Source organism: Oscillatoria nigro-viridis PCC 7112 (assembly GCF_000317475.1).
GTDB classification, from domain to species: Bacteria; Cyanobacteriota; Cyanobacteriia; order Cyanobacteriales; family Microcoleaceae; genus Microcoleus; species Microcoleus nigroviridis.
Genome location: NC_019731.1, coordinates 119,729 through 144,345, shown reverse-complemented (window position 1 = coordinate 144,345; position 24,617 = coordinate 119,729). Strand labels below are relative to the sequence as shown.

Genomic DNA, 24,617 nt, shown 5'->3' with positions numbered 1-24,617 from the left:
AATGACGAAAAAACCCTCTCTCTGATTGAGTTGTAGAGACTAAACGCAGGCTGCCATTTCTGAAAAAGTTAGATAGTTACCGTTAGATAGCTGTATAACCTCGACTTTTACAGCGTTTATACGTATAAACCAAGCTTATATAAATCAAGGAGTATAGCTTTGGGTATTTTTTTCAGCGAAGTGGTTAGATAAGGGATTTGACGCCGGGGTAATTTCAAAAAACTACTAATTTGGTTTATGGCTATAAACAAACGACTTTAATAACAAGGAGTCTGGGCAATGAAAAAACCAAGAAAAAAGCCAAAAACTGAGCGACCAGAATATTCAATAAAGCAAGCGCATCCGGGGCAGCAATGTCTCCGTAATGTACCAATTCTTTACAATGAAAAGAAGCAACCAATATCCCTTACTCTGACTCCAACTGCGATTAAAAAACTCACCGACTTAGCGTTAATGATTGGAGATTCTCGCAGCCAAGTTCTTGAACAGTTGTTGAGAAATATTACGCCCCTACAAGCAAAAAGAATTATTGGCAAAAATCCTGAGTAAAATAAGGTGTGCTGCGCCGAGCGAATTTGAATTTGTGTAGTTTTGGAGACCAGCTTATAGAGAGTAATTCTGAGCGATCCGAGCTACCATATCAAGCCGATCGCTTGTTTGGATTGCCAGCAAAATCACGGATTTTAAATTTTAGATTGTCGGCTACGACGCCAATAGCGGCTGAGATTTTTGCTGTTCGATCTGCTCAACATTAGACTGGCAAAGCTAGTTCAAGGACAAAGCGTCAGCAACTATCGGCTAATCACTTGAAGTCCGAAAATTACACCTCGCCAACAATCGTGTGAGAAATTTATGTTAGTGGCTCTATCTCTTCTAGCCGTAGGAAATATAGGCGGCCGGATGTTTCACCCGCGACAATTGTGACGCCATCGGGTGCAAGGGCGCAACAGGCGATCGGGCGTAAGCGTGTTTCTTGATGCCTACATCAGTTTGATTTCGAGGCAAAACGGGGACAACTCGCCCCAAGCTGCTGAAACTTGTCAAATTGTGCCTCGCCAATAACTGCCCGAACTTCGGCTGTTGTAATTTTTCCAGTGGCGGAGCGCTGGTTTGTTGCTGCCCCACTGCTGAGAGGGCGTATCAAACTTAGGAATGAAAATTTAATAACTTTAGCGTTTGTTAAATAGTCGGCACTGCACAATAATTCCATTTTGGTAGATATTCATCAAAAATAATTTTCATTGTTTCTTTAAATCCATTAGCTACTTTTCGACCAGTTTCATAAATTTTCTCAATCACATTTACTACGACAGAAAGCCCGGTTTTAGTATGCGTTTTTGCCATGAGTTTTTTCACTAACTCAAGAGAAGTAAAAATCACTCCTTGACAGGCTCTAGTTACGTGAGGAAACAAACGATGTTCGATCGGATTATACTGGACTTCCCCCGTACAAATGTAATAAAATATCTAAAACATTTACCAATTATAGGTTTCAATTGTTGAGTGAAAAAACTGTACCCAAGTTAAAGCAATAGCCGTTTTGGCGATCGCGCAGAACGCAATAGATTCAATATAATTGGCGTAAGCTTGCAGGCGTGAATAACCTACATGGCTACATAAATTTTACTCAACAATGGAAACTTTTGCAATGATAGGCTTTTGAGCCTATGTAAGTATATTTGCAGGGGGAAGTCCAGATTATACTTCGATGTATAGGGGTATACCCCTATCTAGTCCAAACTGTCGGGGAGATAATTTTAGCTGATAGATCATCTAAATAGAAATCGTAAACAGGTTCTCCTGATAATTCACAGCAAAGAGGTTCAATAATTTTAGTGAACGGATTCCAAACTACTGTTACAGTCCGTTTCGTTTTCTTTCTTTGCAACTCACATTGAATATGTACTGTAGGTAGATGGATAATCATTGCACTGTGCAACCAAGCTTCTACACTCATTGCATAACGCTCTTGGATATCTAACAATTTTCGATCTAGCTCTCTATTAGTAGCTTCAATTCGAGCTAATTCTTTGTCTAATTCATCACCAATCAAATTTTTTAACTCAATCTTGTGGCGAATCCCAGAGCTAATCGTGTTGTAATAATCCTTGAGTCTTTCTTCATCCCTAGCTCTTGCTCTTGTTAATTTAGCCTGCCAATTATCTAAAGATTTTCCAATCAATATTCCACTTTGATGTTCGATTAACTTCAACAACTCATCAAAAGGAATAGAAAATGGTGTTTCTTGATTATCCACATCCATTCTGTCAGACTCCCAAAATAAAGCATCCCCAATTTGTACTGGTGTTACTCCTGTTATTTCATTGATAATAAACGAAACTAGACCAATCCTTTTTTCTTCGGCATTCGCTGTGTAAGCCACATTACATAAAATGTAGCGAGTGGTTGATGGTTTAGCATCTACAAAACGAATTAACCCATTTTGAGGTTTGAATCTCTCTGGTATGCTTTTGTCAAATCCCGTAGCTTTTAGATAGCCATCAAATTTTACACCCAAGGCACTAATCTGCCCTTTGACAGCTAATAGTTCAGATAATTTATTTAATACTTCTGAATGATAAGTAACAAAAACACTTTGAGGTACATCAGTGATAGTTGTAAAAGTTACTTCTTCTGGTAGAGAAAGTAACGAGGCTATGTTTTCATTTAACAGCGCATTTAAAACGTGTTCCCCAGCCGGTTCAGCTATTCCGTCATGGAGAGCTACAATTTTTCCTAAAGTAGTAATTATTGGGTCTGATAACATATTTAATTAAATCAATTTTTCAAGCTTCAAAATCTTCGCCAAAAATCTGTTCATCCAGTTCTTGAATTTGCTCATATTGTTTTTGGGCTTTCAACAAATTATCTGCCAATTGCTCAAAGGCTTGATCTAATTCGGGTTTAACTTGATGCTTAAGCCAGATATCCATGACAACTTCACTAAAGTCAAATTCATCATCCACATTGCCTAAAATTGTTTCAATTTCTCCGACTACCAGTTCAAACATATTAATTTTGTCGTGCAGTATCCGCAGAATATAGTCTTCGATACTGCCTTTGAGACAGAAGTTAAAAATAAAAACATCCTGGGTTTGTCCGATGCGGTGGATACGACCAATGCGCTGTTCAATTTTCATTGGGTTCCAGGGCAGGTCATAATTAACGATCGCATTAGCAAACTGGATGTTACGTCCTTCTCCCCCTGTTTCCGATGCTAAGAGTACAGAAACATTATCCCGAAATGCGGCTATAGCCTCATCTTTCTGTTTAAGGGACATTCCGCCAGTAAATTCTGCAAAGGGGATATTTTCCGCTTGCAGCGTTTTAGCTAAATAGGTGCTAGTTGCTTTATGGGTTGTGAAAACTAAGGTTTTCTGGCGAGATTTGGAGAGCATCTCTACTAAGGTTTTTGCTTTCTCGACCTGCTTGACTTGGGATGCTCGTGCAGCTAAAGACTTCAGTTCTTCATCGGGTAGGCGGATAGTCAGTTGCTTGAGGGAGTCAGCTAAAGCATTAGGGGATGAACCCGCTCGCATTAGCAAATTAGTACGGGAGAGTCTGTCTAGTTTGTCCTCTGAAGAACGTAGATACTTGCTCAAGTCTTGGTAAAGTTTCTCCTCTCCGGCTGCCGGGGTAACGGTAATTGTGGTGGCGAAGCGTTTGGGCAGTTTGACATCTACTAGGGCGCGGGTATTTCGTACCATAACTTCCCGCATCAGAGTGCGTAACTTTTCGGGATTTTTAGGGACTCGTCCATTCTTGGAATTGACGTATTCTTTTTTAAAAGCGGCTTCTGTTTGTAGCAGTCCCGGTTTGAGGAGGGTTAGCAGATTAAACAGTTCCACAAGGGAGTTCTGCACTGGCGTAGCAGTAAGCATGAGGATAAACCGCTTATTGAGGGCGTTGACCAGTTTCCAGTTGAGGGTACTGCGATTTTTTAGATGGTGTGCCTCATCGACAACAACCAAATCCCAAGTACGACTGGTGACGTGAAGATAATGTTTAGCAGACTTAGCCGTGTTTAATGAAGCGATAATTCGCGGATTATTTGTCCAAAATTCGTCTATCGGTTGTTGTGGGTCACGGTTATCTGTGGTGATAGTAGCGATATTAAATTTGTCACTTAACTCTGATTGCCACTGGGAAACTAGGGATGCCGGAGTTAACACTAGGATGGACTTTACCATCCCCCTAGCTAAGTATTCGGCGATGATTAGTCCCGCTTCAATGGTTTTACCCAATCCGACTTCATCCGCTAGTAATGCCCGTCCACCCATTTGTCTGAGGACTTTTCGGGCTGTTTCAATCTGATACCAGTATTTGTCGATAGCAGTTAATGTGGGTAGGCAAATGAGTTGGTCATAGTCTGCCATTACCGAGAGGTTAAACAGGTCTAAACGCGCTTCGTAGAAGTTAAGCGGGTCGTATTTACCAGCTTTCAGGGCTTCTAAGGCAGTGGAAGGATTGAATTGAAATGTATAGTTTTTTTCCATATTTATAGTTTTTCCTTACTTGGTCTGCTAAACAGACCTGTCCGCTAGCCTAAAAGCTTTGCTAGGTAATAAGTGTAGTCATTATCCTTAGCGTTTGAGGCTAAGAATACGGGCGACCCACGGCTAGAACCCTTTATTGTACAGCAAGCGTTATGATGCTTGGTAGTGATACGGAAGTAGTGGTGAGACATAATCCTTGTCCCATAAGCAATACTTCGGACAGTTTTAGATCTAGTCGAGTCTCCGAAACCCATACTGGCTATATGCTGGACTATTTTTTCAAGGTTTAAGTAAGCGCGCACTCGTTTCAGAAAATGCGTAAAAAATGGCAGGGCTTCCTCGCCCTCGGCTTACAGGGCCGTTAAAAAACTGTCCGAAGTATTGATCAACAGGTTTTATCAAACATATTGATTGTTTTATGAACCTAAGCACTTTGTTTAAATTCTAGACAAATTTAAGGTAGCAACAATTAATCCAGTTCAATGTTTGGGATTGGCTGTTTGTGCTGTTGGTTATTTTGTTTGTGACTTCGCTGTTCTTGCTCAATTAATTGTATCCAGATATCATTCCAACTTGACTGTGGACTGACAACTTCTGCATTTGGCAGCAGCGCGAGCGCATTTTGAGCGAGCTGAGAATCTTCTGCCAGTGCTATAAGAACGCTATCAAGTTCTTGTAAGAATTGTGTAGGCAGTTGTGAAACTCGTTCAATTCCTATGTAAATTGTGGTGAGTTCTGTTGCAGAGTTATTCGGATTATTTTCTAGTTCAATAAGCAAAATTGAAAGGGCTTCTATTGGGTTACAGGTAATCACAGCTCTCTCAATTTCTCCGGTAAAGGCTACCCAAAAAGCAGCTTCAGATGGCAGGGGATGCGTTGTAGTCCAGTTGCCTCTTTCATCGAGAATAAAAGCTTCCCAGGCCTCCCCGTCAAGCGTTCGTCCCGTAAAGACGGCCTTTTCTGAGTCAGCAGACAGCCAAGAATGAGAGTGCAATTTTTCGAGCAATTCTAAAGGTAAACTGTACTCGGTGGCTAGATGCGAACGCACTTTCTGCCACTGATTTTCATTCCTTTCAGGCAGAATTGACAGTTGTAACTCTAACTCATTTGCTGTAGCAGGAGTTAGAGGTGCAGTTTCTGTTAGTTCAGATTGTGGTGACTCTAATTTAATTGCTGTGGTAGGAGTGGTAGATGCGGTTGCTGCTAGCTCAGATAATGGCAACTCTAACTCATTTGCTGTAGCAGGAGTTGTAAGTGCAGTTTCTGTTAGCTCAGATTGTGACGACTCTAACTCATTTGCTGTTGCAGGTTCGGTTGTTTCTAGCTCAGATTGTGACGACTCTAGCTCATTTTCCTCTGCCTCGCTAGGGGCGTTCGCTAAGTGTTGTGGCTGCATTAAAACTTCAATTATGGCGTCATCTCGCCCTAAGTCATAGCTAACGCCTCGATGCTTCTGCAATCCACAAAAAGTGTAGGCTTTACCCAACTGAGTGCCACTTAAAGCTACCCCATCTAAATTGTAAGAAATGCCTTTACTGAAGCCAGTTCGAGTCAATCCGACTTGCACCTCTACGGCTTGTTGCTGCAACCGCTCAACGAATTCTGGCATACTTGGGTTGTCTTGGCTCACTTCATCAATTAGGTCTTGCAATTGCACCCTGACGCTCTTGTTTCCCTTGCTTTGTAAGTACCTGTGTTCTCCTGTAGTCTGAGCCCGCTTGTCTGTTTCCCAACTGGGTGTAACAGTTTCTAGGTTGTAGTTCCGTTCGAGCTGGCGAATAGTTTCTTGGCTTTTGTAATAATCCCAGCTATCGTCAACAACACCTCCATCTAGGCAAATGCGACTGGCAACGATGTGAATGTGGTCGTGTTCTGTATCGCTGTGCTTGACAACTGCGTATTGGTTGTTGTCAAATTCCATTGCTTTCATGTAGTTGGCTGCGAGCGCCAGCCAGCGTTGGTCATTTTCTTCAGAATCCTCTAGTTTTTCGGTGCTATCGACAGATAAAGTGGCGTGAAAAACTGCTACTTTCAGGTTAGGTCTTAGTTGTCGGGCGATGCCAAATTCAGCAGCCAGTTCTTCAGGAGTTTGTCCGCACATAGTACCGCCAATTAGAGCGGCGTCTTTTTTGCCCAGCACGTAGTTCAAACAGCCCCGAAAGCCTGTACCTTTAATTTGTTTGCCAATCATAACCGAAAAGCCGTCAGTTGCACAGAATCGATTGCTCAGGCGGTAAAGCCCAGGCTTGTTAATAATTAGCGTACTGTAGATTTAGCGAGGTTTGCAACTATTGTTTTAATTGCATTCCCGTTTTCTCGAATGAGTTGCTGTACGCTTTCTAAGAGTCCTGTATTGACAACAACTGGTTCTCCCAATGCCACAGCACTATTGCAAGCTTTAGTAAGTTGATTGAGGTTGTTTCCGGCAATTCTCAATTGGGCATCAATATTGCACAAAACTTGATAGGCTTTTAAGTCAAATGCAGCTAGAGGGCGTGGCATTGCTCTCTTCAATGCGGCGCGGCGCATGAAGTCGCTCATGCTCAAATTGACTTGCTCTGCTTTTGCTTTAATTTGATTGTAGTCAGAGTCAGACAATCTTATTTCCAGCCGACTGGAAAGTCTCTGATTTGGCTGGTTTGACTGATTTGACTGATTTGGCTGACTTTGAGGCAAATTTTTGAGCTTCATAGCCATGATAATAGTTGAGTTTATCTCATTTTATAAATATATAACTACTTCCAACTTCACCCCAAAAGAGCAAACTAGGGGCGTAAAGTGACCCCCGCCATTTGAGGATAACTGGTGGCGAGCGCGAATCAATAACTGACAATCTATCCATTTGCTTAAAGTGTTTGCTCGACAGGCGAGGGCGTTGTCAGCTCCTTTCTCCCTCTCATTTCTTATAGCTGTATAATATTCAGCTTAATTTGTATTACAGTTAGCTACATTTGTCATTAAAGCTTAAGAAAGTCTTAAACCTGACCTGGCGGCTAGAAGTCCGCATTCATGAGGTGCATTGTTTTTCTTTAAAAGTAATAAATAAAGCTTTGTACGGACAAAACCATTGCTTGCTACCGATAGAGAACAGCGAAAATCAGCCTCAACAAGCAAAGGCAGTCTCTGCACAAAAAAGCAGTAATTTGACCGAAAAAGTCAGGCATTTGCAGGATATTTTCAGGTAAATACAGGTAAAGTGCACCCTCTGCAAATACCTGCACTTGCCTGACTTTATACTGCAAACCCCTGACTTTATACTGCAAATGCCTGACTTTAGCGCTCCGCAACAATTAGCTAATTTTTTAGCGTTTTTAACAACAAGTGGATTGACTTAATAGTCAAGTTGTGGTGTCAGAATTGAATTAAAAATCAAGTTGAGCAAGTGTGAGAAAATTGGCAGGCAGCTAAAATTTATGAAGCGATTTTGTAGCGTAGTACCCACTATGCCAGCAATAAAGTTGCGGCTGGACTATCTGGTTTTTGCGCTCGCCCGCCGAGCTGTTCGCGAGTGTAAGGCTTACCTCGATCGAGTGGGAGCTGCCATCTATTGCTAGCAGTCAACTACTACACTACTATCGCCAGCCTTTCAATTCTTTGCAAGAGCAAGCGAGTGCGACCTGAATTTTTAGCAGCGGACGAGAGGAAAGCAGGCGCGATTTCGCACAGATTTTCCAGCTCGGCTCGAAACCATCCTGATAAAAATGCTTTCACTTCATAGTCAGCTTGTTGCACTTCCTCGAACAAACTAGAACGCCCGTCAAGCAGTGCCACAATGTCTTCAATATCGGAACTAAAATAAAAGTTACCCCCACCCCTACCAATGAAAGCTTCTATTTTGGAAGCTAGAAGGTAAGGCGTTGAAAAAATTAGGATTTGCCTACCACTTGGAAGTTGGTAGCGAATAGAGTTAGCAATGCCCGGCCTGTACCAGCGATTGGAAAACCCTAATACAGAGGAGTCGCACGGCATGACATCAATTGAAATTTCCTCATAGTGCCAGCGACACAGCGGTGCGCCTGATTCTGTACTCTCTAGAAGCCCGATAGTTTTCAGCAATTCTGAGAGTTGGTAGTATTCAGCCCTGGATGCAATGGAGACAACGCAATCAACATCATCGGTGGGTCGAATGTCGGGGGCCGCAGCTTCATCGAGGTAAAGCGATATTGTTGCCCCTCCTGTGAAGACGATGGTAGTGCGTACTTGAGAGAGTACCCTGGCAACTATTTCCAGCATGAATATCTGCTGATTCATAGAGCGACGATCCTCTTTTCAAGTTCGCTAGCGGCTAAACGTTGCTCCCGCACCCGACCAACTCGAATAGCGTCAATCAAGCTGAGCAAGGCATAAAGTTTTGGATCGTTACTGGCAGCTTGGGGGACTGAACGGTACAGAGGCGCGATTGCCTGCCCTCTCACGACACCTTGAGGGTCAGGCCAAACGTAAACCTCAGATGGTGAGGCAACCAGCTTGCTTTTCAACGGCTCAGCAGAATGTGCAGTTGGCAGTCCCCGCGAGAGGGGGCCTGGCTGGGCGTAGAATACATAGCGCAGCCCGTGAACCAGGAATTCCAACACCGCTTGCTTCAAAATTTTCCGCTCGGAGCCATAATACAGACCGGCAGCTTCAGAACGCTCAAGGGCAGCATGAACTTCTGATGCGCTCATGCCCAAGCTTTGAGCGAGAGAACTGTACGTCCAGTTCGTTGAATCCCAACTGTGGACTTTGAGTATTGCAAGGATATCTTGGGGTTTTAGCATAGCGGATGAGCTCGTGCATTGTTTCCTTGTTTCCTTTATTCTATATTCGCGAATAGCGAATAATCAAGGTGTGACGACTTTAATTTACCGCTCGGCGCTCGTTGAAGGGCAATCGCTATGTAGCGAATACAGCGCTCGCCCCGGCCGCTTAAAGCCGTTGTAGGTAGGAGCGATCGCACTATAAGTTTCAGAAAACTTAGCCACAACTTTCCTTTACCGATATAAATATATCGCCCAACATTGCTTGCTACCATCTTTCCCTGCTTTTTTCCAGTTCTTCCCAGCTTGCATAAATTTGCATAAATTTGAGTTTTTTGTTACTAATACCGCCCAAAATTGGGTTAACAATTCAAGCTGAGCTTACACAATTTTACTCATAAAAATTCAAAAACTACAGCAATAACTCAGAAAAACTCATCGTCGAGCGGTCCCAAAAAGTTAATTTTGAGGTGTTTTCCTGTCCCGGTACGCTTAAGATTTATTTAACAACTGGCACAGCTTGCCTCTGCATTCCCCAATAGTCGCAATTGTAGAAAAAGCAAGCGACTAACTGGTAGCATTTATGCTGTACTTTCAAGTTCGAGCAAGCCAAACTAATCGAATAGACTGTTAAAGTTGCCGAAAAGATTGCCGCCTTGTTATAGCCATTTAGCTATTGCATATCAACCTATCGGACAAAGGTGGTAGCATTTTTCTAGCAAGAGTTGCAGTACAGGGAGCCGAGTTTGATTGAATGCAGTGCTAACGCACTTTTGTATAAGATTCGTGAAGTGGAAGAGTATTTTTTTCGGGCTGCCAGAATGCTCATGCAGAGCGATCGCTATCTTCATCTGCTCTGTTGCCTCGCTGATTCAGGTACTAACCCCACTGATATTACGACCAAGGTCAGGTTCTTCTAAGAAATAGCACCTGCTAACAAAAAGCATGAGTTGCATCCTCCACACAGAGGGTGCAACTTTTTGTGAGAAAGAACAGCTCACGATTGTTACTGAAAGCCACAAAAAGCTTTATATTTTAACCCTTCTGTTTCCTAATATTTCCTAATATTCCCTAATTTCTCCTACTTGTCCCTAAAATTTCCTAAAATTTCCTCTAAATTTCACAAATCTTAATTAAATTAAATTAACTATCGCTGCTTTTTAATAGGTTTTTTGTACTCCAACACCTCTTGAATCCTCCTAATTAGTACGCCAGTCGCATAGCAAGCCATGTCAAATAGACGTTATAGGGGGGTAAAAATGATCAATTTATGGTTTTTATGGTTTTTGCAAGACTGCGATAGGAATTGTTGGGAGTTGAAGTTAGTGATCGTTCACTTTCGACAGCCAAGGCTCGAAAGTCGGGCGGGGGCAGTTTGGACTTTGACGCTCGCTGTACACTCGCTCGCGTGAGTCGATATTGAAGCTCTTGGCGAGCTAGTTGGTGTACAGGACAGCCGCCTTTACGATGGAGCGTCGCCGGGCACGACACAAGCCAGTTGGTGGAGTTCGGCCGAAAGCGGCGGACGCCCCACGCGCGATCGCGCCTTGCCCTCCTGTATGCAAGCGAAGCAACCGGCTGATGTCGATGATGGCGAGGAAATCGTTCGTTCGATAGCCAGCAAGAGCGCGCTCGCCTTGCACTTAGGATTACCGCATTCATGAGGTGCATTGTTTTTGTTTCGGCACGTAAAAATCTGGTTTGTGATCACAAAACCATTGCTTGCTACCGATTGAGAACAGCCATAACCAGTCCCAACAGGTCAAGGCACGAACAGCACAAAAAAGGCAGTAATTTGACCGAAAAATTCAGACGGAAAGCAGGATATTTTCAGGTAAATACAGGTAAAATGCAGTCCCTGCAAATACCTGCTTTCCGTCTGATTTTATACTGCTTTCCGTCTGATTTTATACGGCACTTGCCTGACTTGAGGGCACACCAAAAATCAGCTAATTTTTTTGGTGGCGGCTTCGATCAACGGTGCGAGTCGCGAACAGATAAGTCTGCTGGCGGGCGATCAAGTTGCCGCATCAAACCGATCGCCTGGTTGATTCCGTGTCAGCACGGAGAAATCAAAAAATGGGGCAACGATCGGCAATCCGCTTGAACCGGGCAAGTTCTGCCTCGCCGACGATCGCGTAAGAAATTTATGTGAATGGTTCTATCCCTTCTAGCCGTAGGAAATATACGCGACCGGCTGCGTCGCCTGCGACAATTGTGGCTCCATCAGTGCAACAACGCAACAGGCGATTGGGCGTAAGCGTGTTTATTGATGCCTACATCAGTTTGATTTTGAGGCAAAACGGGGACAACTAGCCAAAAGTCACTGAAACCGGACAATTTTGTGTGGTTTTTTATTGACTGTCAAAATTAGCAGCTACCCTCCGAGCGTCGGCGAATCAGTTCGCCTATCCGCTCACGCACTACGGCATCCTCAGAGGCTAGCCAAGCGGTAATGGTGGCGACACCGTACCGAGTCCCCGGCGCACAATGGCCAAACATCTGTGTAATCAGGGTTTGTAACTGTTCCGGGTAGTATTCGGGCCACCAAACAGTCGCAATTTCTCGCAATTTTTCGGCATCGGCGGAGGCGATTAATTCCGGCTCTGGCGCGGGTTGCAAGGATTCTGGTTCTTGCGGATTGTCGGTAAGTGCGAGAGGCTCCGCCGATAGCGCAGAGAATGTCGTCCGCTCCGATTCGGTTAAAGCGGCCCAAACTTTCTCGCGGTTTGCAGCTCCCCTGGCACAGACATCTTTGAGAATTGGCAGAATGTCGGCCGCTGCCCGTCGTGCAGCTTCGGGGTCGGGTTCTGCCGTTGCCACACGAATCATCTCTACCAGGTTGAGCTCATCTTCGTTGAGTTCTGCGGGATTCGGTGACGGATTCTGTGACGGATTCGGTGACGGGTCACAATCGGCTACTGGCAAGGGTTCGGGCGATGGTGACGGATTCACCGATACCTCATTATCTGCATTGCTGATAACACTCTCGTTGACCTCGACGGGAGCTTTTTTTATTTCTGTTTGTATTTCGACATTTTCTTCCCCATGAGATAAGGGTTTATCCGTCACCGAAGCTGTAATCGTCTCTGAGTAAAGGTTCTGACCCGTCACCGGAACCGTCACCGACCCGTCACCGCATCCGTCACCAGCTTTGCAGCGCAATTGCAATTCGTAATCGTAGGTCGGGATATGCTCGTCTGCTTTGGTTCGGAGACGCAAACCTTTGATGATTTTGCCTATCTTGGTATGCGCTTTTTCTATCTGCCATCCGAGGATTGTGCTGGCGCATTCAATTAGATTGGGGCTGAAGTTCTTCACCGCCTGCGGTTTGTGGCCCTGGTCTGCACAGTATTGGTGGTAAGCCTGATAAAGCGTACCTTCAGCATTAGGGGAATCCCCTATGCTGGTTTGAGCGAATGGGTCTAATATCAATTTGTCATTGAGGAAGCCGGCCACACTATCCTCCCGAATCTTGCTCTCCCAGAATTGGGCCCCAATCTCAGGAATATCCATCACACCGCGCAAGGTATTCTCCACCCAAGCATCATCAAGTGAGAGCAGGTAATTGGTAAAAGCGGCCAGTTCTGGCAGGAATTCCTTGTCCAAATCCCGACGGGTTCCGACGGCAGCGCTAAAAGGCACAGAGATTGTACGGCGGGCCATGCCACTGCCTGAATCAGCGCCGAAAATAGGGAACTCTGAGGCGACAACAACCATGCCTTCAAACTTGAATTTAAAAGGTTTCTGACCCTTCTCTTCAGCCCGCAGCCAATCCCCGCCCGTCACCTGTTTGAACTTGCCTAGCGACCGCGTTCCTCGGTTTTCATCTGGGAATATTAGCAGCCGTTTACAGTAAGCTTGGGCTGCTTCAAAGCGATTGTTGCACCAATCCTCTAAAGTGCTGCTGTGCGTATTTTCTATTCCAATTAGCGCTACTAACAACCGAATAAATGTACCCTTTCCACTGCCTCCGATACCGATTAAGTGCAAAAACTTTTGGACTTCCGCTCGGCCTTTAAGAACAGCAGCAGCAAAGGCTAACAGAAGATTCTGCACATGAATGTTGCCGTGTGTGGCAAAGTCTAGCCATTGTCTGATTTTTCCCCACTCAGTATCGACAACTGAGTGCGGGCGTGGCAACGCCCATGTGAATTTGTAGCCGGGGGAGTGGGGATATAATTTGCCCGTAGCAATCTCTAAAGCTCCATTCTGAAAGGGAAGTAAGCCAGCTTTCGACTTCCATTTCCGCTCTATTAATTCATGTCGCAGGAAACGTTTTACCGAGCTGACGTAAGTTGGCGGTAGGTTTTTTAAGCCTTTAGATTTGAGGATTTGGTAGATAATAGATTCAACGTATTCATCCGTTTCTGGACTCCAAATACCCGTTGTATCGGCTTCGTAGTGATACCAGCAAAGCACTTCATTGTTGAAGGCAAGCTTGTCTCGATAATCCTCTGCAATCTCCCTCGACATCGCATCAGCGCTAGGGAATTTGCTTTTCTTCTCGCCATCGGCATCACCCTCTTTCTCACCAAATAGCTTGGCTTTGGTGAGGATTGCTCGGAATTCTTCAATTCCTTTGTTCTGAATAAAATCATCCATTCCCTTAAATTCACCCTTCGGGCCAGCTTCCCAGCACCCAGTAATTGAGCGTACTGGTACTTTAAATTTAGCCAATTGCTTGGCCAATTTCCGCTCGGCCGCCCGCACATTTGGATTTGTGGCCGCATCAGCATCAAAGCCAATAATAAAACCAAAACCAGCTTCTGCAAGCCTTCTCAGTGCGGCTACTAGGAATCGCTGATTTTCGGGGTCGCGGGCTTTACCTGTGAGGCCTTGCTCTACTCCCAGCAAGGAAATCGTAGGGATACGATTCGAGCACCCAGCAAGGGCTTTGAATACTCCCTCAGTAATCAGGATGTAGGGTACATCATTGATATAGAAAGCTTCTCGCTTTAGGGCTTCAATCTCCCAGTAGAGCGGGTTGTCGGGGGATGGGGGGAGGAAAGCGTCAAATTCTCCGCTTGGGGAAAGATATTTCGGGGGTTCCTTTTTACCTCGCTTCGGCTCCCGGATATCAGGTCGGTATTGTACTTGCCCATCTTTCCCTATAAATAGGAGGCCCGGCGATTTTACTGAATACCCCAAATAATGTGAAGCTTGGGCGATGCTGGCACTGTGGCAGCAGGCGCGGGCCCAATCATTGAGTAAGCCTCTACCTGAGATGTGGGCTTCGTGGTCGGCGGTGAGGGATTTTTTGTCAATGCTGCATAGCGTTCCTAATCCCTTCAAATTCGGCGTGGATTGCGCGGTATCAAGTCCTTGGCTTTCTTGTGTAGATTGTGTGGTACTCATTACGCGGCACCCCCGATCGCTTCAAAACCGATAGCAAAGAAATTCCGGTTAAGTGCCGTAGTTAGGGGGGGTTGTGCTATTATTGAGTCCCCGACGGAATCTAAAGGGTTTTTTACGCTATGGGTAGCGCTATAATTCACAACTTGCTTGCTCGCACCGCTACAGCTAGCGTAACCTATAGCGTAAACAGTCAAAACAACGCCGAAAAAGCGTTTTATTGTTTTTTTCTCAATGTGTGGCATGATAGAAGTAGTCGGCGCTCTTTTTTGGATGCCGATTCATGAATGGTGGACTAACTTTTGTCGTCTCTCCTCCCCAGGTTCGATCGACAAAAGTTAAGGTTTATTTAAAATAACAAAGAAGCGTTAGAAGCCCGGTGCTACCTAGCGCTTTTTTGTTTACGGCTTGCTTTTTAGAGTCCGATTTTGCGTGTTTGTGTTTATTTAGATAGCCGAAATAAAGCCACATTCCCTCCTCTACAAACACTGAGAGATATGTCATCCCAAAAAAGATGATATATCCATCTATGACCTGTGTTAACTCGGGCGATAAAGCGGGGTTCACTCTTTTTTTTCTGGGTGGCAGCAGCATACAGCCTCCTTAAATTCCTAATTTCTCAATTATAGTGTAATGGTTACGCAGAGCAAGCTCTCGTTTTACGCAAAGCAAGCTCTCGTTAAAAATTTTGATATAGAAAAATCACGAGATCTCCTTTCAATATCGATAAAGAATATCTATATAGAGAAAATATCTCGTGATAATAAAATTTATATTATAATCGCATACTCTTCGATAAGTTGGTATACGATAGGCACTATTTTTTGCTAGTAAAACGTCCAGTCAAAGGCTGAAATATATACGGTTAAGGCATTACTCGTTCACGAGAAATTTTTTAGTTCATTTTAAAAGATAGATTAAACAGACAGGGTAGGAGAGGAAATAAATTAAGAAACTATCATTTTTCAGCATCTCACAATCTCCGTTCGATAATACTAAACCAACTTTTATACCTTTTTTGTATTATTGTGGTCGGTGTCTCGGCAAGGGACTTTGGCGAAGGTGTCTTGCTCGGAGTTTGATAGTTAATATGCCCACAAAGAAGGGTGTGTGGGGATTTGGGTTGCTGAGGCCGGAATCTTGCTTTCGCCAGATCGCCCTTTGCCGACTTCGCCAGAAATTTGATCAGCGCTGGCAACCCCCGCAGCAACTTCAACAATTGAGCGATGATCAGATTTTTGCGCTTGCTTCCCACGTCACAAGGTAGCTACAACCGAGCGCTACGTTGTTATGAATGATTTGCCAGCGTAGCGCGACCTAATAAGTGGCGAATAACCAATAGCTAACCAACACTAAAGTCATAGACAACATCAAAACTATCTTTTTATACCGCGACTTTTTATACCTCACGGATTGTCACGGTAAATATAAGATTTTTTGCACAAAATATTGGCACAGCTTCATCGGGAGTGCCGATCCGGCCTGTGAAGGCGCCAAAAATAAAGTGAATGATTGTAAAATTGCGATTTGACAAAGCCGAGCGCCAAAACTCCTAGAGCCGTTTATAGTGATTAGTAATTGGGGCAAAGATTACCTGTTGCCAATTGCAAATTACCCATTGTGAAAAAGCCCCCGGCGGAATGTCGTCGGGCTTTTTGTTTGGGGTGATCGGGCTTCTAATGCTTCTAATCTTCTGTTGCTTCCAGAATCTCCCTAAGTTTCGACATAGTATTTTTAGGTAGCTTCGTGTCTTTTGGCAGAAGCGTCCTAAAGAAATTTACGACCTCGCCTGCCTTGCCCGATAAGTTGATCGCTGGTGCTGGAGTCTGTTGAAGTTCGGAGAGTTGGATCTCGACTTGCGTTCGTGAGGCGCGTTCTGTGTCAAGTTGCGATCGCAATTCTGCTAGCTGCTGTTCGGCGGCTGGGAGTTGCAGGTTGGTGGCGTCTACTTCCTGGCTAGCAATTGCTAATTGCTCTTGAGTTTGTTTGAGTTCTTCTTGAGTTTGTTGAAGCTGCTGCCTGAGCGGTTCGTCATCGGTGCGATTTGTGCTCAGGCGGCTAATCTCCTCAATGCAGGTTTGAAGATGCACCCGCTAGATGAAGAATTGTAACAATATTTCTTGTTAATAGCCTCTGCCTTGGGCGAGAACCAACCTCCAGGTGCAGCTTCGGGCGATTCTTTTGAGAGGTAAATTTTGGATAAAGGCAAGTCTAAATTAGTCTAAATTAGTATTTATAATTGCACTTATCAAGAGTAAATGCTCAACCGAATTGGAGAGCAACAGCCGGAAACCTTGAAGTTGCACGCACCGGTGCCACTGGCATTGCATCCTGCGGAGGTGTACCTTGACAGTTTGGGAAGCGATCGCTCGAAGGCAACGATGGCGGCAGGACTCGACATCATGGCGAAGTTGCTGGCGGGCTCGGAGTGCGACCGGATGACGTTGAATTGGGCAGCATTGCGCTACAAGCACACGGCAGCGCTGCGCTCGGCTTTGGAGAAAAAGTACGCGCCGGCATCGGTCAATCAAATGCTGTGCGCCTTGAGGCGTGTGTTGAAGGAGGCTCTGCGGTTAGATTTAATCGACCCCCTGGATTACAGCAAGGCGGTAGACGTGAGAAGCGTCAAGCAATCGGGAAAACCAAGGGGGCGGGCGCTATCCCCGGATGAAATTGCAGCGCTGGTGCAAAGCTGCTCTGGCGAGAGTACCCTTGATGTTCGAGATGCAGCTTTGATCGCTATCTTGCGGGGGGGAGGCATCCGCCGCGCTGAAGCAGTCAGCCTTAATTTGGACGATTTCAACCGCTCTACGGGAGCATTGGAAATTCGATTCGGGAAAGGGAAGAAAAACAGGATGGTTTATCTCCCAGAGGCAGCGATGGCGTTGGTGGAACAGTGGCTCAAGTTGAGGGGAGAAGCACCAGGGCCGCTGCTTTTTCCCATCCGTAAGGGAGGAGAAATTCAATTTCGGCGGATGACTCCTGATGGTGTTTTGAAGATTTTGCAGCGACGGGCTTTCCTCGCTGGAGTGGATTCTTTCTCTCCCCATGATTTCCGCCGCACGTTTTGCTCAGACCTCCTCGATGCTGGAGTCGATATCGTGACAGTGCAGAAGTTGGCAGGTCACGCTTCCCCTGTGACGACCGCTAAGTACGATCGCCGGGGCGAAGAAACGAAGCGACGGGCCGTGCAGCACTTAGGGTTTTGATTTTGAGGATGGAGAGCTCTTCGCAGATTTTCTTGAGCAATGCTAGGCCGTGCCTTCTATTTTCATAATAAGCGCGATTGTGTCCACGTCTGAGAGTCTGGCATATTGACGGAGATACTGTATCGGTCGGGGGTATTTCTTAACGTGGTAGTCCAGCTCACGGAGGGCGGACGTAGAATATACAGCATCCGTCGCTTGGTTCAAGACGGGACTGGACAAAATTAGCCCGTTCCTTCGCTGAGCATTATACAGCGCGATCGCTGCATCGGCATCCGCATAAATGCAGGCGCAGCAGCCGAAGCATTATTGGCTGTCTGTAGCGATGAGGGAAAGGAGGTACAGGCAAGTGTGTGGAAAAACGCAGGGTGTGAGTTTTTCCAACACTTTAGGGGCTAAGCTTTCATCGGGCGTTCGGCGAGCGAGGTAGGATGGATGCGATCGCGCGAGGCGAATATTGCTGAATACGACTTGAGTTGAATTGGTTTTTATGAATTGCTCAGCGCATCAACCGTACCTAATTTCAGCAGCGCCAAAAGTTCTAGTTGCTCCGCAGATCCACTGGGTTATTGTGACTTCGATCGCTTGTAACACGGACGTGGCTTACCCAACACCTTCGGTATTATCACGGAAAAATAGCAGCACCATCACTTGCTCTTAAGGGAAACAAGGCGATGATTGAGGTGTCGAGTTCAAAGCAATCCCATGTCTCTCCTCAACCTTCTCCCAGGCGCTATCAACGAATTAATCGCCACTGTCACCGATACTCACCGCCTCACTAAAGCTGACCGCTACGGCCTCATGGCTGCCATCTTCGATGAGTCCATCAGCGAAGGAGAACGCGGCTCGCTCGATCGCCTAATTCGCTCCCTGCTCAAAGGTCGGATTCAAGTCACTGACGAACTCTCCACCGTCTCGTAAGCAGAAAGCTGGTTGAGAACTCGACACTCTACAACAGCTTTCCGTTGGGAAAGTTTAAACAATTGAAATACTCACCGATACAACTTTCTAGGGATACCTTTTTGTATAATGCACTCTTGACACAGGCTTAGCATTCGCAACTTCACCAACATCATGACGGATAGCATCCAGCATCTCATCGAGCCGCACATTCAAGATTTGGGTGGATTCCAAGCCCGTCGCCTGCTTCCCTCAGACGTTCTAACGCTGGTAGGCCCGTTCATCTTTTTTGACCATCTCGGCCCTGCGGTGTTTCCACCCGGTCGGGGCGTGGATGTCAGGCCGCACCCGCACATCAACTTAGCAACCGTCACCTACCTGTTTGAAGGCGTTTTGCTGCACCGCGATAGTGTCGGCAGCGTTCAAGAAATCCGTCCCGGCGCGGTGAACTGGATGACGGCAGGGCGAGGCATCGTCCACTCCGAACGCACGCCAGACGACGATCGCAACAAAGAAGCCATCCTGCACGGCATCCAAACTTGGATAGCACTTCCCGACGAATACGAAGAAACTGAACCTTGGTTTCGGCACCATCCGGCAACCGAACTGCCCGCTTGGGAGGATGCAGGAGTTTCGTTCGCCCTGATTGCGGGCGATGCTTACGGTCGCACTTCCCCAGTCCAAATATTTTCACCCATGATTTATCTGGACGTGCAACTGACTCCAGGAACAGAATTTACTTTACCGGGCGATTACAGCGAACAGGCGGTTTACAGCGTGACAGAGGGGCTTGCGATCGATGGAGTGCCTTTAGAACAGCATCGGTTGGCGGTTCTAACTTCAGGCACATCGGCAAACATTTCTGCATCAGGCACGGCTCGGTGTATTGTGATTGGTGGCGAACCTGTGGGCGATCGGCATAAATGGTGGAATTTTGTTTCGAGCCGGCGCGAGCGCATCGAACAAGCTAAACTCGATTGGAGAGAGGGACGGTTTGGTCAGGTTCCTCAAGAGACAGAGTTTATTCCGCTGCCATTCGAGCCGCCTTCTCAAAGGGAGCAGCCGTTGTAAAGAGCCCCTGCCTTCTCAATGAGGGATTCGGACATATTAACGGTAAACCTAACCGTCGTTTCTTTAGAATTGGCTTGGACTTTGGTCATTAGAAATCTTCTTTGCCGTTGTGGTGTGGAGCGTACTAGAGAGGTTCCAAAAGCGGTCAAGCACTCTGGTTATGCTCGTTTAGGGTAGCAAACAGTCATCACCTTTTTTGTGAACATTCAGACATCTAGACATTCAACCATCTAGACATTCAGATGTTTAGGTTGTAAAATCTAGTTGATGAACTCAACAGGCTTACCTATGATTGTGACAGTCGCCTCATTCAAGGGCGGAGTCGGGAAGACAACCACAGCGCTGCATTTAGCTGCTTACTTGCAAACCAAAGCACCCGCGTTGTTGGTAGATGGCGACCTCAACCGCAGTGCCTTAGATTGGGCTGCTCGTGGTTCTCTCCCGTTCAAAGTAGTCGATGAAAAGCAAGGCGTGCGATATGCCAGGGATTACGAACACATCGTCATCGACACGCCGGCTCGACCCACTCCAGAAGACCTCAAAACTCTAGCCCAAGGGTGTGATTTGCTGATATTGCCCAGCTCTCCCGATGCTATGGCCCTGAGCGCTATGCTGCAAATGGTGGAAGCTCTCTATTCTCTGCAATCCAATTACCGCATCCTGCTTACAGTCATCCCACCTGCTCCGAGTAAAGTCGGGGCTGAATCTAGGGCAACCATCGAAAAAGCGGGATTGCCCATTTTCAAGTCTGATATAAGGAGGCTAGCGGTATTTCAAAAAGCTGCCCTCGCCGGGGTGCCCGTAAACGCTATCAAAGACCCTTATGCTAAAACTGCTTGGGGTTGCTACGCCGCTGTCGGCAAGGAGATACTGCCGTGAGTCGCTTTGATGATTTACTGAAGGCCAAGAAACTCAAGCCCGGTGAACCTGACCTTTCACCCAGTGTGGCGCTATCTAAAAGCAAAGACCCCAACTTTGTTCGCACTACGGTTTATCTGCCAAAACTTCTGCACCGCCAACTTAAATCCGCAGCAGCGCAATCAGGCCAGGAAATGAGCGAGCTGGTGGAAAAGTCCGTCGCTCAATACCTTCAGCAGTTCGATGCCGAAGCTGACATCTAAACATTTGGATGTTTGAATGTTTAAGCATTTACCCCCCCTCTAAAAACAAGAAACTGTCTCGCCTTGCGATTCCCGATTCCTTTTTGAGTCGCCCGCACGAACGGTTTACCTGTTGGGGATTACGGTGCTCGATCGCGACAACTATCTCTGTTTTCAGTCGAGCGCTCGAAAAGTTCGACCCCAATGGAAAAGCCCAAGGATTAGATGCTTGAATGTTCAAACATTTGAATGTTTGAAGTTCTAGATAGCTCAACGTACAGAATCCCGTATTGTTGGGCGGTTGCTGCATTCATTCGGTTTAGTGTTGGGCTGCCGGGTTTGCTTGGCATTGACATGAGAATGGGAGCGACTGACAGTGAGGAAATTGTGGCAACTCTTGGCGATCGCCAAGAGAGTTGGTAGGGATGATTAGCGACTGCAATCTAACTGCGCCCTCACCGCCGTCTCAGCTTCCTCAAATTGGTCTTGAGAAACCAAAAGGGTGCAGCAACCCAAACCAAGCACCAGAGAGCCAATCAGCGAGCGCCATTAATAACTTCGCTTATTAATAGCAAAAATAATGAAAGCAGAACTGTCGGAAGCGTTGCCCTCGAAGAGGATCGCCCGCCTGGAAGCGAACCTCGATGCCAAAATTGAAAGATATTTCGATACTCTAGATACCGATCCTGACGTGCTCAAACAATTACTCGCCGACAAGCGCTCCGAAAATACTCGCCGCGCCTACGAGAGGGACGTAAATGACTTTTTGGTAACTATGACGGGGATGCCCGCCTTGCCTGATAACGTTTTGGAGTTTTTGCACCTTGAGGAACGGCAAGCAGTTTCGGTGGTTTTGAAGTACAAAGCTAAGCTGATCGACAAGGGACTCAAGGAGGCCACGGTCAATCGGCGGCTGGCGGCTGTTAAATCGTTGGTGGAAATGGGTCGCAAGCTCGGCGTGTGTCACTATACTTTAGGGGACATCAAAGGGGAGAAAATTGTCGGCTACCGAGATACAACGGGCGTTGATAGAGCCACTTTTGAGCGAATTTTGAGCGGGTGCGATCTGGCAACGAAAGCTGGCAAGAGAGACTATGCTTTGCTGCGTTTGCTGTGGGGTAATGCTTTGCGGCGCAACGAAATCAGTCAGTTGAACGTTCGAGACTTTGACCCGGCCGGTAAGACTTTGCGAATTCTTGGCAAGGGACGCGGCACTCAGTCGGAAGTAGTGGACTTGGGCGTGGCGACTGTTCGGGCGATCGCCGATTGGTTGGAGGAAAGGGGAAGTTGCTCGCCCGATAGCCCGCTTTTTATAGCACTTGACTCCGCCCACAGTGGACACAGACTTAGCGGCGACGGTATCTGCAAGATGGTTGTCCGTTATAGCGAAAAGGCTGGTATCAAAAAACAAATGAGTCCCCACCGAATCCGGCACTCAGCCATCACAGCGGCACTGGATGCAACAGACGGGGATGTGCGGAAGGTTCAGAAACTCAGCAGGCACAGGAATTTGAATACTCTGATGGTGTACGACGATAATCGCAGCCGCGACCAAGGGGCCGTTACCGACTTACTGGATGGGATGTTTTGAGCCAAGAAAAATCCCTCAACTTTCGAGTAATTGAGGGATTTTGGTTTTGGCAAGTGCGATCGCACTTGCCGGGGTAAAGCCGAGATACCTGCATTCAGAGGACGTGATATTAAGAAACGTAACAAATAAGTCGCGACTTTGCTTTCGAGGAAGCTTGCAAGCACAAAAGCATCCTAAATTAGCTGACTATTCAACCAAGTTTGAGAAGGCAGAGTATAACCAATACTCTGCCTCCGTACAGACCCAAAAAGCGTCCATCTTTTACTGCTAAACATTTCAGGCTTTGCTACTTCAAGTCATTTTGTCTTATATTTGTTAAACTAAGCAAGCGAGTCACCCCGCCTGCTCGTCTTCAAAACCGTGCGTGAAACTTTCGCTTCACACGGCTCCTGGGTTACAGGATGCTTGTCACGCATACCAGCCAAATCTTCTTTGGTTTTTGAGTCGTGGCAGTGGCGGTGTAAAAGTTGGAAGTTATCCATAGTGTTCCTTCCACCATTGGCTTTAGGGTTGATATGGTCAATTTCCCATATATCACCGGGTTTGAAATGTAGTCCGCAGTGCGGGCACTTTCCTTTCTGTCTTTTTAACAGTTTTGCCACTGTTGTTGGGACTTCGGGGTGTGTACCCATTCTTGTACTCCAGTAGATTAAATTTCCGTCGTAAGGGCAAGCGTCACCTTTTACCTTGGTATGTTTACTAATCGGTGTATCCGAGTGTTTGACTGAGGTTAAGGAACAATTCCCTTCAAGACGAGTTGCAAAAACCCAGTGGTTATTTCCTATGGTTTGCCAGTATTTTCCTGCCACCCACTTCTTAGTCTTGTTGGGATGGCGTAGGTTAGCCCATCTACGAAGTTTTTGGTACATTAGGAAATCCAATTTTGAGTAGATTTCCTTGCTACACACGGTTGAGTAATAGTTTGACCATCCCCTAATAATTGGATTAAGGCGCGATATCAATGCAGCTTGAGATGCTGCTTTATGTGCGTCGATGATCTCTGCTATTTTCTCTAGGTGCGTTTTGATTTTCAAAGCAGAAGGCTTAATAATCGTTTTGAATCCCAGCTTTTTTCTTTGTGCGTTTTCCCCTGATTGATATTTTCCTACCTTGAACTGCCTGATTGTGAATCCCAGAAAATCGAATCCGGGTTGATTTTCAGCTAGTGGTTTCAGGGTATGAGCAATCCGAGTTTTCGCTGGTTTCAGTTCTAGCCCTATTTGCTTTAGCCAGTTCTGGATTATTCTTTGGCACTCTAGGACTACTTCAAGTTTTTCATGGAGAATTACGAAGTCATCCGCGTATCGCACTAATGTGAGAGCGTATTGATTGTCTCTCTTTCCCCCTTTAAGGGTAGTTGCGTATTGCTTGATTCGGTTTTCCATTCCATGCAGGGCGATGTTAGCCAATAACGGCGATATTACCCCGCCTTGTGGTGTTCCTTTTTCAGTTTCCTCGAAGATTCCGTTATCCATTACCCCGGCTTTCAGCCATGCTTTGATTTGTCTGTGCATGACTGGGAAGGTGTTAATCTTCCTGAGAAGTTCTGGATGATTGATGCGCTCAAAACATTTTGAGATGTCTGCATCTAATACAAATTTGGGTTTGTATCGGATAGCATTGAATATAGCTTCAATCGCATCGTGGCATGAGCGTCCGGGTCTAAAACCGTAGGAATTGGATTCAAAACGGGCTTCCCATTCGGGTTCTAATGCTAGCTTAACTAGGGCTTGTATTGCCCGGTCTTTCATGACGGGGATTCCTAATGGGCGTTTTTCTTCTGTCCCCGGTTTTGGTATCCAAACTCTGCGGGTTGGTTTTGCTTTCCGGGTAAGTTTCAATTGCCCTACCAAGTCAATACGCTGAAGAAGGGTCAGTGATTTCACACCGTCCACACCAGCCGTCTTTTTTCCCTGATTCTCCTGTGTTACCCGTCTGACCGCTAAGCACTTAGCTGACCACGAGTTTAGTAGTGTTTTCTGGAGTCTACGAACTGCTTTTAAATCACCACGCTCACTGGCTCTATAGATTCGTTTTTGCAACTTGAATACTCGTTTTTCCAGCTTCTTCCAATTAATTTGGTTCCATTGGATTGAATCGTCCATCCTTTCCTGAATTGTTAATTCGGCATTAGGCTTATTCATTGCTTTTTCACGACTCTA

Annotated in this window: 20 protein-coding genes; 9 read left to right on the top strand and 11 right to left on the bottom strand. The window is 46.0% G+C overall.

All coding sequences use genetic code 11. The features are described from left to right. Positions 1-279: 279 nt before the first annotated feature. Positions 280-549 (top strand): hypothetical protein, encoded by a 270-nt coding sequence (locus tag OSC7112_RS33830; RefSeq protein ID WP_015179893.1) that lies wholly within the window; start codon positions 280-282, stop codon positions 547-549. 324 nt (positions 550-873) lie between these two features. Here the strand turns inward: OSC7112_RS33830 and OSC7112_RS39120 are convergent, their stop codons facing one another. The 8 genes from OSC7112_RS39120 to OSC7112_RS33780 form a co-directional block, all read right to left on the bottom strand. Next, positions 874-1,125, bottom strand: coding sequence for a hypothetical protein (locus tag OSC7112_RS39120; RefSeq protein ID WP_041623961.1), 252 nt, complete (start codon positions 1,123-1,125; stop codon positions 874-876). Between the two features lie 54 nt (positions 1,126-1,179). Further along, a complete protein-coding gene (locus OSC7112_RS33815) occupies positions 1,180-1,413 on the bottom strand; it encodes an ISAzo13-like element transposase-related protein (RefSeq protein ID WP_263053644.1) in 234 nt (77 codons plus the stop codon). A gap of 313 nt (positions 1,414-1,726) precedes the next feature. Beyond that, on the bottom strand, positions 1,727-2,767 hold the full coding sequence (locus OSC7112_RS33810) for a hypothetical protein (RefSeq protein ID WP_015179891.1): 1,041 nt from the start codon (positions 2,765-2,767) through the stop codon (positions 1,727-1,729). A gap of 19 nt (positions 2,768-2,786) precedes the next feature. Beyond that, entirely contained in the window at positions 2,787-4,496 is a 1,710-nt protein-coding gene (locus OSC7112_RS33805) for a DEAD/DEAH box helicase (RefSeq protein WP_015179890.1), read from the bottom strand. A 469-nt stretch (positions 4,497-4,965) separates the two neighbouring features. Further along, positions 4,966-6,687, bottom strand: a complete 1,722-nt coding sequence (locus OSC7112_RS33800; protein ID WP_015179889.1) for a relaxase/mobilization nuclease domain-containing protein — start codon at positions 6,685-6,687, stop codon at positions 4,966-4,968. 65 nt (positions 6,688-6,752) lie between these two features. After that, positions 6,753-7,193, bottom strand: a complete 441-nt coding sequence (locus OSC7112_RS33795) for a plasmid mobilization protein (RefSeq protein WP_015179888.1) — start codon at positions 7,191-7,193, stop codon at positions 6,753-6,755. 867 nt (positions 7,194-8,060) lie between these two features. Then, positions 8,061-8,747: a nucleotidyl transferase AbiEii/AbiGii toxin family protein gene (locus OSC7112_RS33785; RefSeq protein ID WP_015179813.1), complete on the bottom strand. Its 687-nt coding sequence runs from the start codon at positions 8,745-8,747 to the stop codon at positions 8,061-8,063. Then, on the bottom strand, positions 8,744-9,253 hold the full coding sequence (locus OSC7112_RS33780) for a hypothetical protein (protein ID WP_015179812.1): 510 nt from the start codon (positions 9,251-9,253) through the stop codon (positions 8,744-8,746). The genes OSC7112_RS33785 and OSC7112_RS33780 overlap by 4 nt, the downstream gene beginning before the upstream one ends. Before the next feature lie 1,774 nt (positions 9,254-11,027). Between OSC7112_RS33780 and OSC7112_RS40575 the strand changes: the two genes are divergently transcribed. Beyond that, complete coding sequence (locus OSC7112_RS40575; RefSeq protein ID WP_190274481.1) at positions 11,028-11,339, top strand: hypothetical protein; 312 nt, start codon at positions 11,028-11,030, stop codon at positions 11,337-11,339. Between the two features lie 263 nt (positions 11,340-11,602). Here OSC7112_RS40575 and OSC7112_RS35030 read toward each other — a convergent pair whose 3' ends face one another. Together OSC7112_RS35030 and OSC7112_RS33750 are read right to left on the bottom strand one after the other, a co-directional pair. Then, positions 11,603-14,590, bottom strand: coding sequence for a phage/plasmid primase, P4 family (locus OSC7112_RS35030; RefSeq protein WP_015179886.1), 2,988 nt, complete (start codon positions 14,588-14,590; stop codon positions 11,603-11,605). 1,682 nt (positions 14,591-16,272) lie between these two features. Beyond that, entirely contained in the window at positions 16,273-16,677 is a 405-nt protein-coding gene (locus OSC7112_RS33750; protein ID WP_015179883.1) for a hypothetical protein, read from the bottom strand. A 168-nt stretch (positions 16,678-16,845) separates the two neighbouring features. On the opposite strand from OSC7112_RS33750, the gene OSC7112_RS33745 reads away from it, so the two are divergent. The 7 genes from OSC7112_RS33745 (at position 16,846) to OSC7112_RS33715 (ending at position 22,455) form a co-directional block, all read left to right on the top strand. Next, entirely contained in the window at positions 16,846-17,796 is a 951-nt protein-coding gene (locus OSC7112_RS33745) for a tyrosine-type recombinase/integrase (protein ID WP_015179882.1), read from the top strand. Between the two features lie 702 nt (positions 17,797-18,498). After that, positions 18,499-18,714 (top strand): hypothetical protein, encoded by a 216-nt coding sequence (locus tag OSC7112_RS33740; protein ID WP_015179881.1) that lies wholly within the window; start codon positions 18,499-18,501, stop codon positions 18,712-18,714. A gap of 153 nt (positions 18,715-18,867) precedes the next feature. Beyond that, positions 18,868-19,764 (top strand): pirin family protein, encoded by an 897-nt coding sequence (locus OSC7112_RS33735; protein WP_015179880.1) that lies wholly within the window; start codon positions 18,868-18,870, stop codon positions 19,762-19,764. A 288-nt stretch (positions 19,765-20,052) separates the two neighbouring features. Beyond that, a complete protein-coding gene (locus OSC7112_RS33730) occupies positions 20,053-20,643 on the top strand; it encodes a nucleotide-binding protein (RefSeq protein ID WP_015179879.1) in 591 nt (196 codons plus the stop codon). Further along, a complete protein-coding gene (locus OSC7112_RS33725; RefSeq protein WP_015179878.1) occupies positions 20,640-20,885 on the top strand; it encodes a ribbon-helix-helix domain-containing protein in 246 nt (81 codons plus the stop codon). The genes OSC7112_RS33730 and OSC7112_RS33725 overlap by 4 nt, the downstream gene beginning before the upstream one ends. 228 nt (positions 20,886-21,113) lie before the next feature. Continuing rightward, entirely contained in the window at positions 21,114-21,287 is a 174-nt protein-coding gene (locus OSC7112_RS40570) for a hypothetical protein (protein WP_190274480.1), read from the top strand. A 157-nt stretch (positions 21,288-21,444) separates the two neighbouring features. Beyond that, a complete protein-coding gene (locus tag OSC7112_RS33715) occupies positions 21,445-22,455 on the top strand; it encodes a tyrosine-type recombinase/integrase (protein ID WP_015179877.1) in 1,011 nt (336 codons plus the stop codon). A 320-nt stretch (positions 22,456-22,775) separates the two neighbouring features. On the opposite strand, the gene ltrA is transcribed toward OSC7112_RS33715, so the two are convergent. Further along, positions 22,776-24,599 carry a group II intron reverse transcriptase/maturase gene (gene ltrA / locus OSC7112_RS33710; RefSeq protein WP_015179876.1) on the bottom strand — a complete coding sequence of 608 codons (1,824 nt, stop codon included), beginning with the start codon at positions 24,597-24,599 and terminating at the stop codon, positions 22,776-22,778. Positions 24,600-24,617 lie beyond the last annotated feature (18 nt).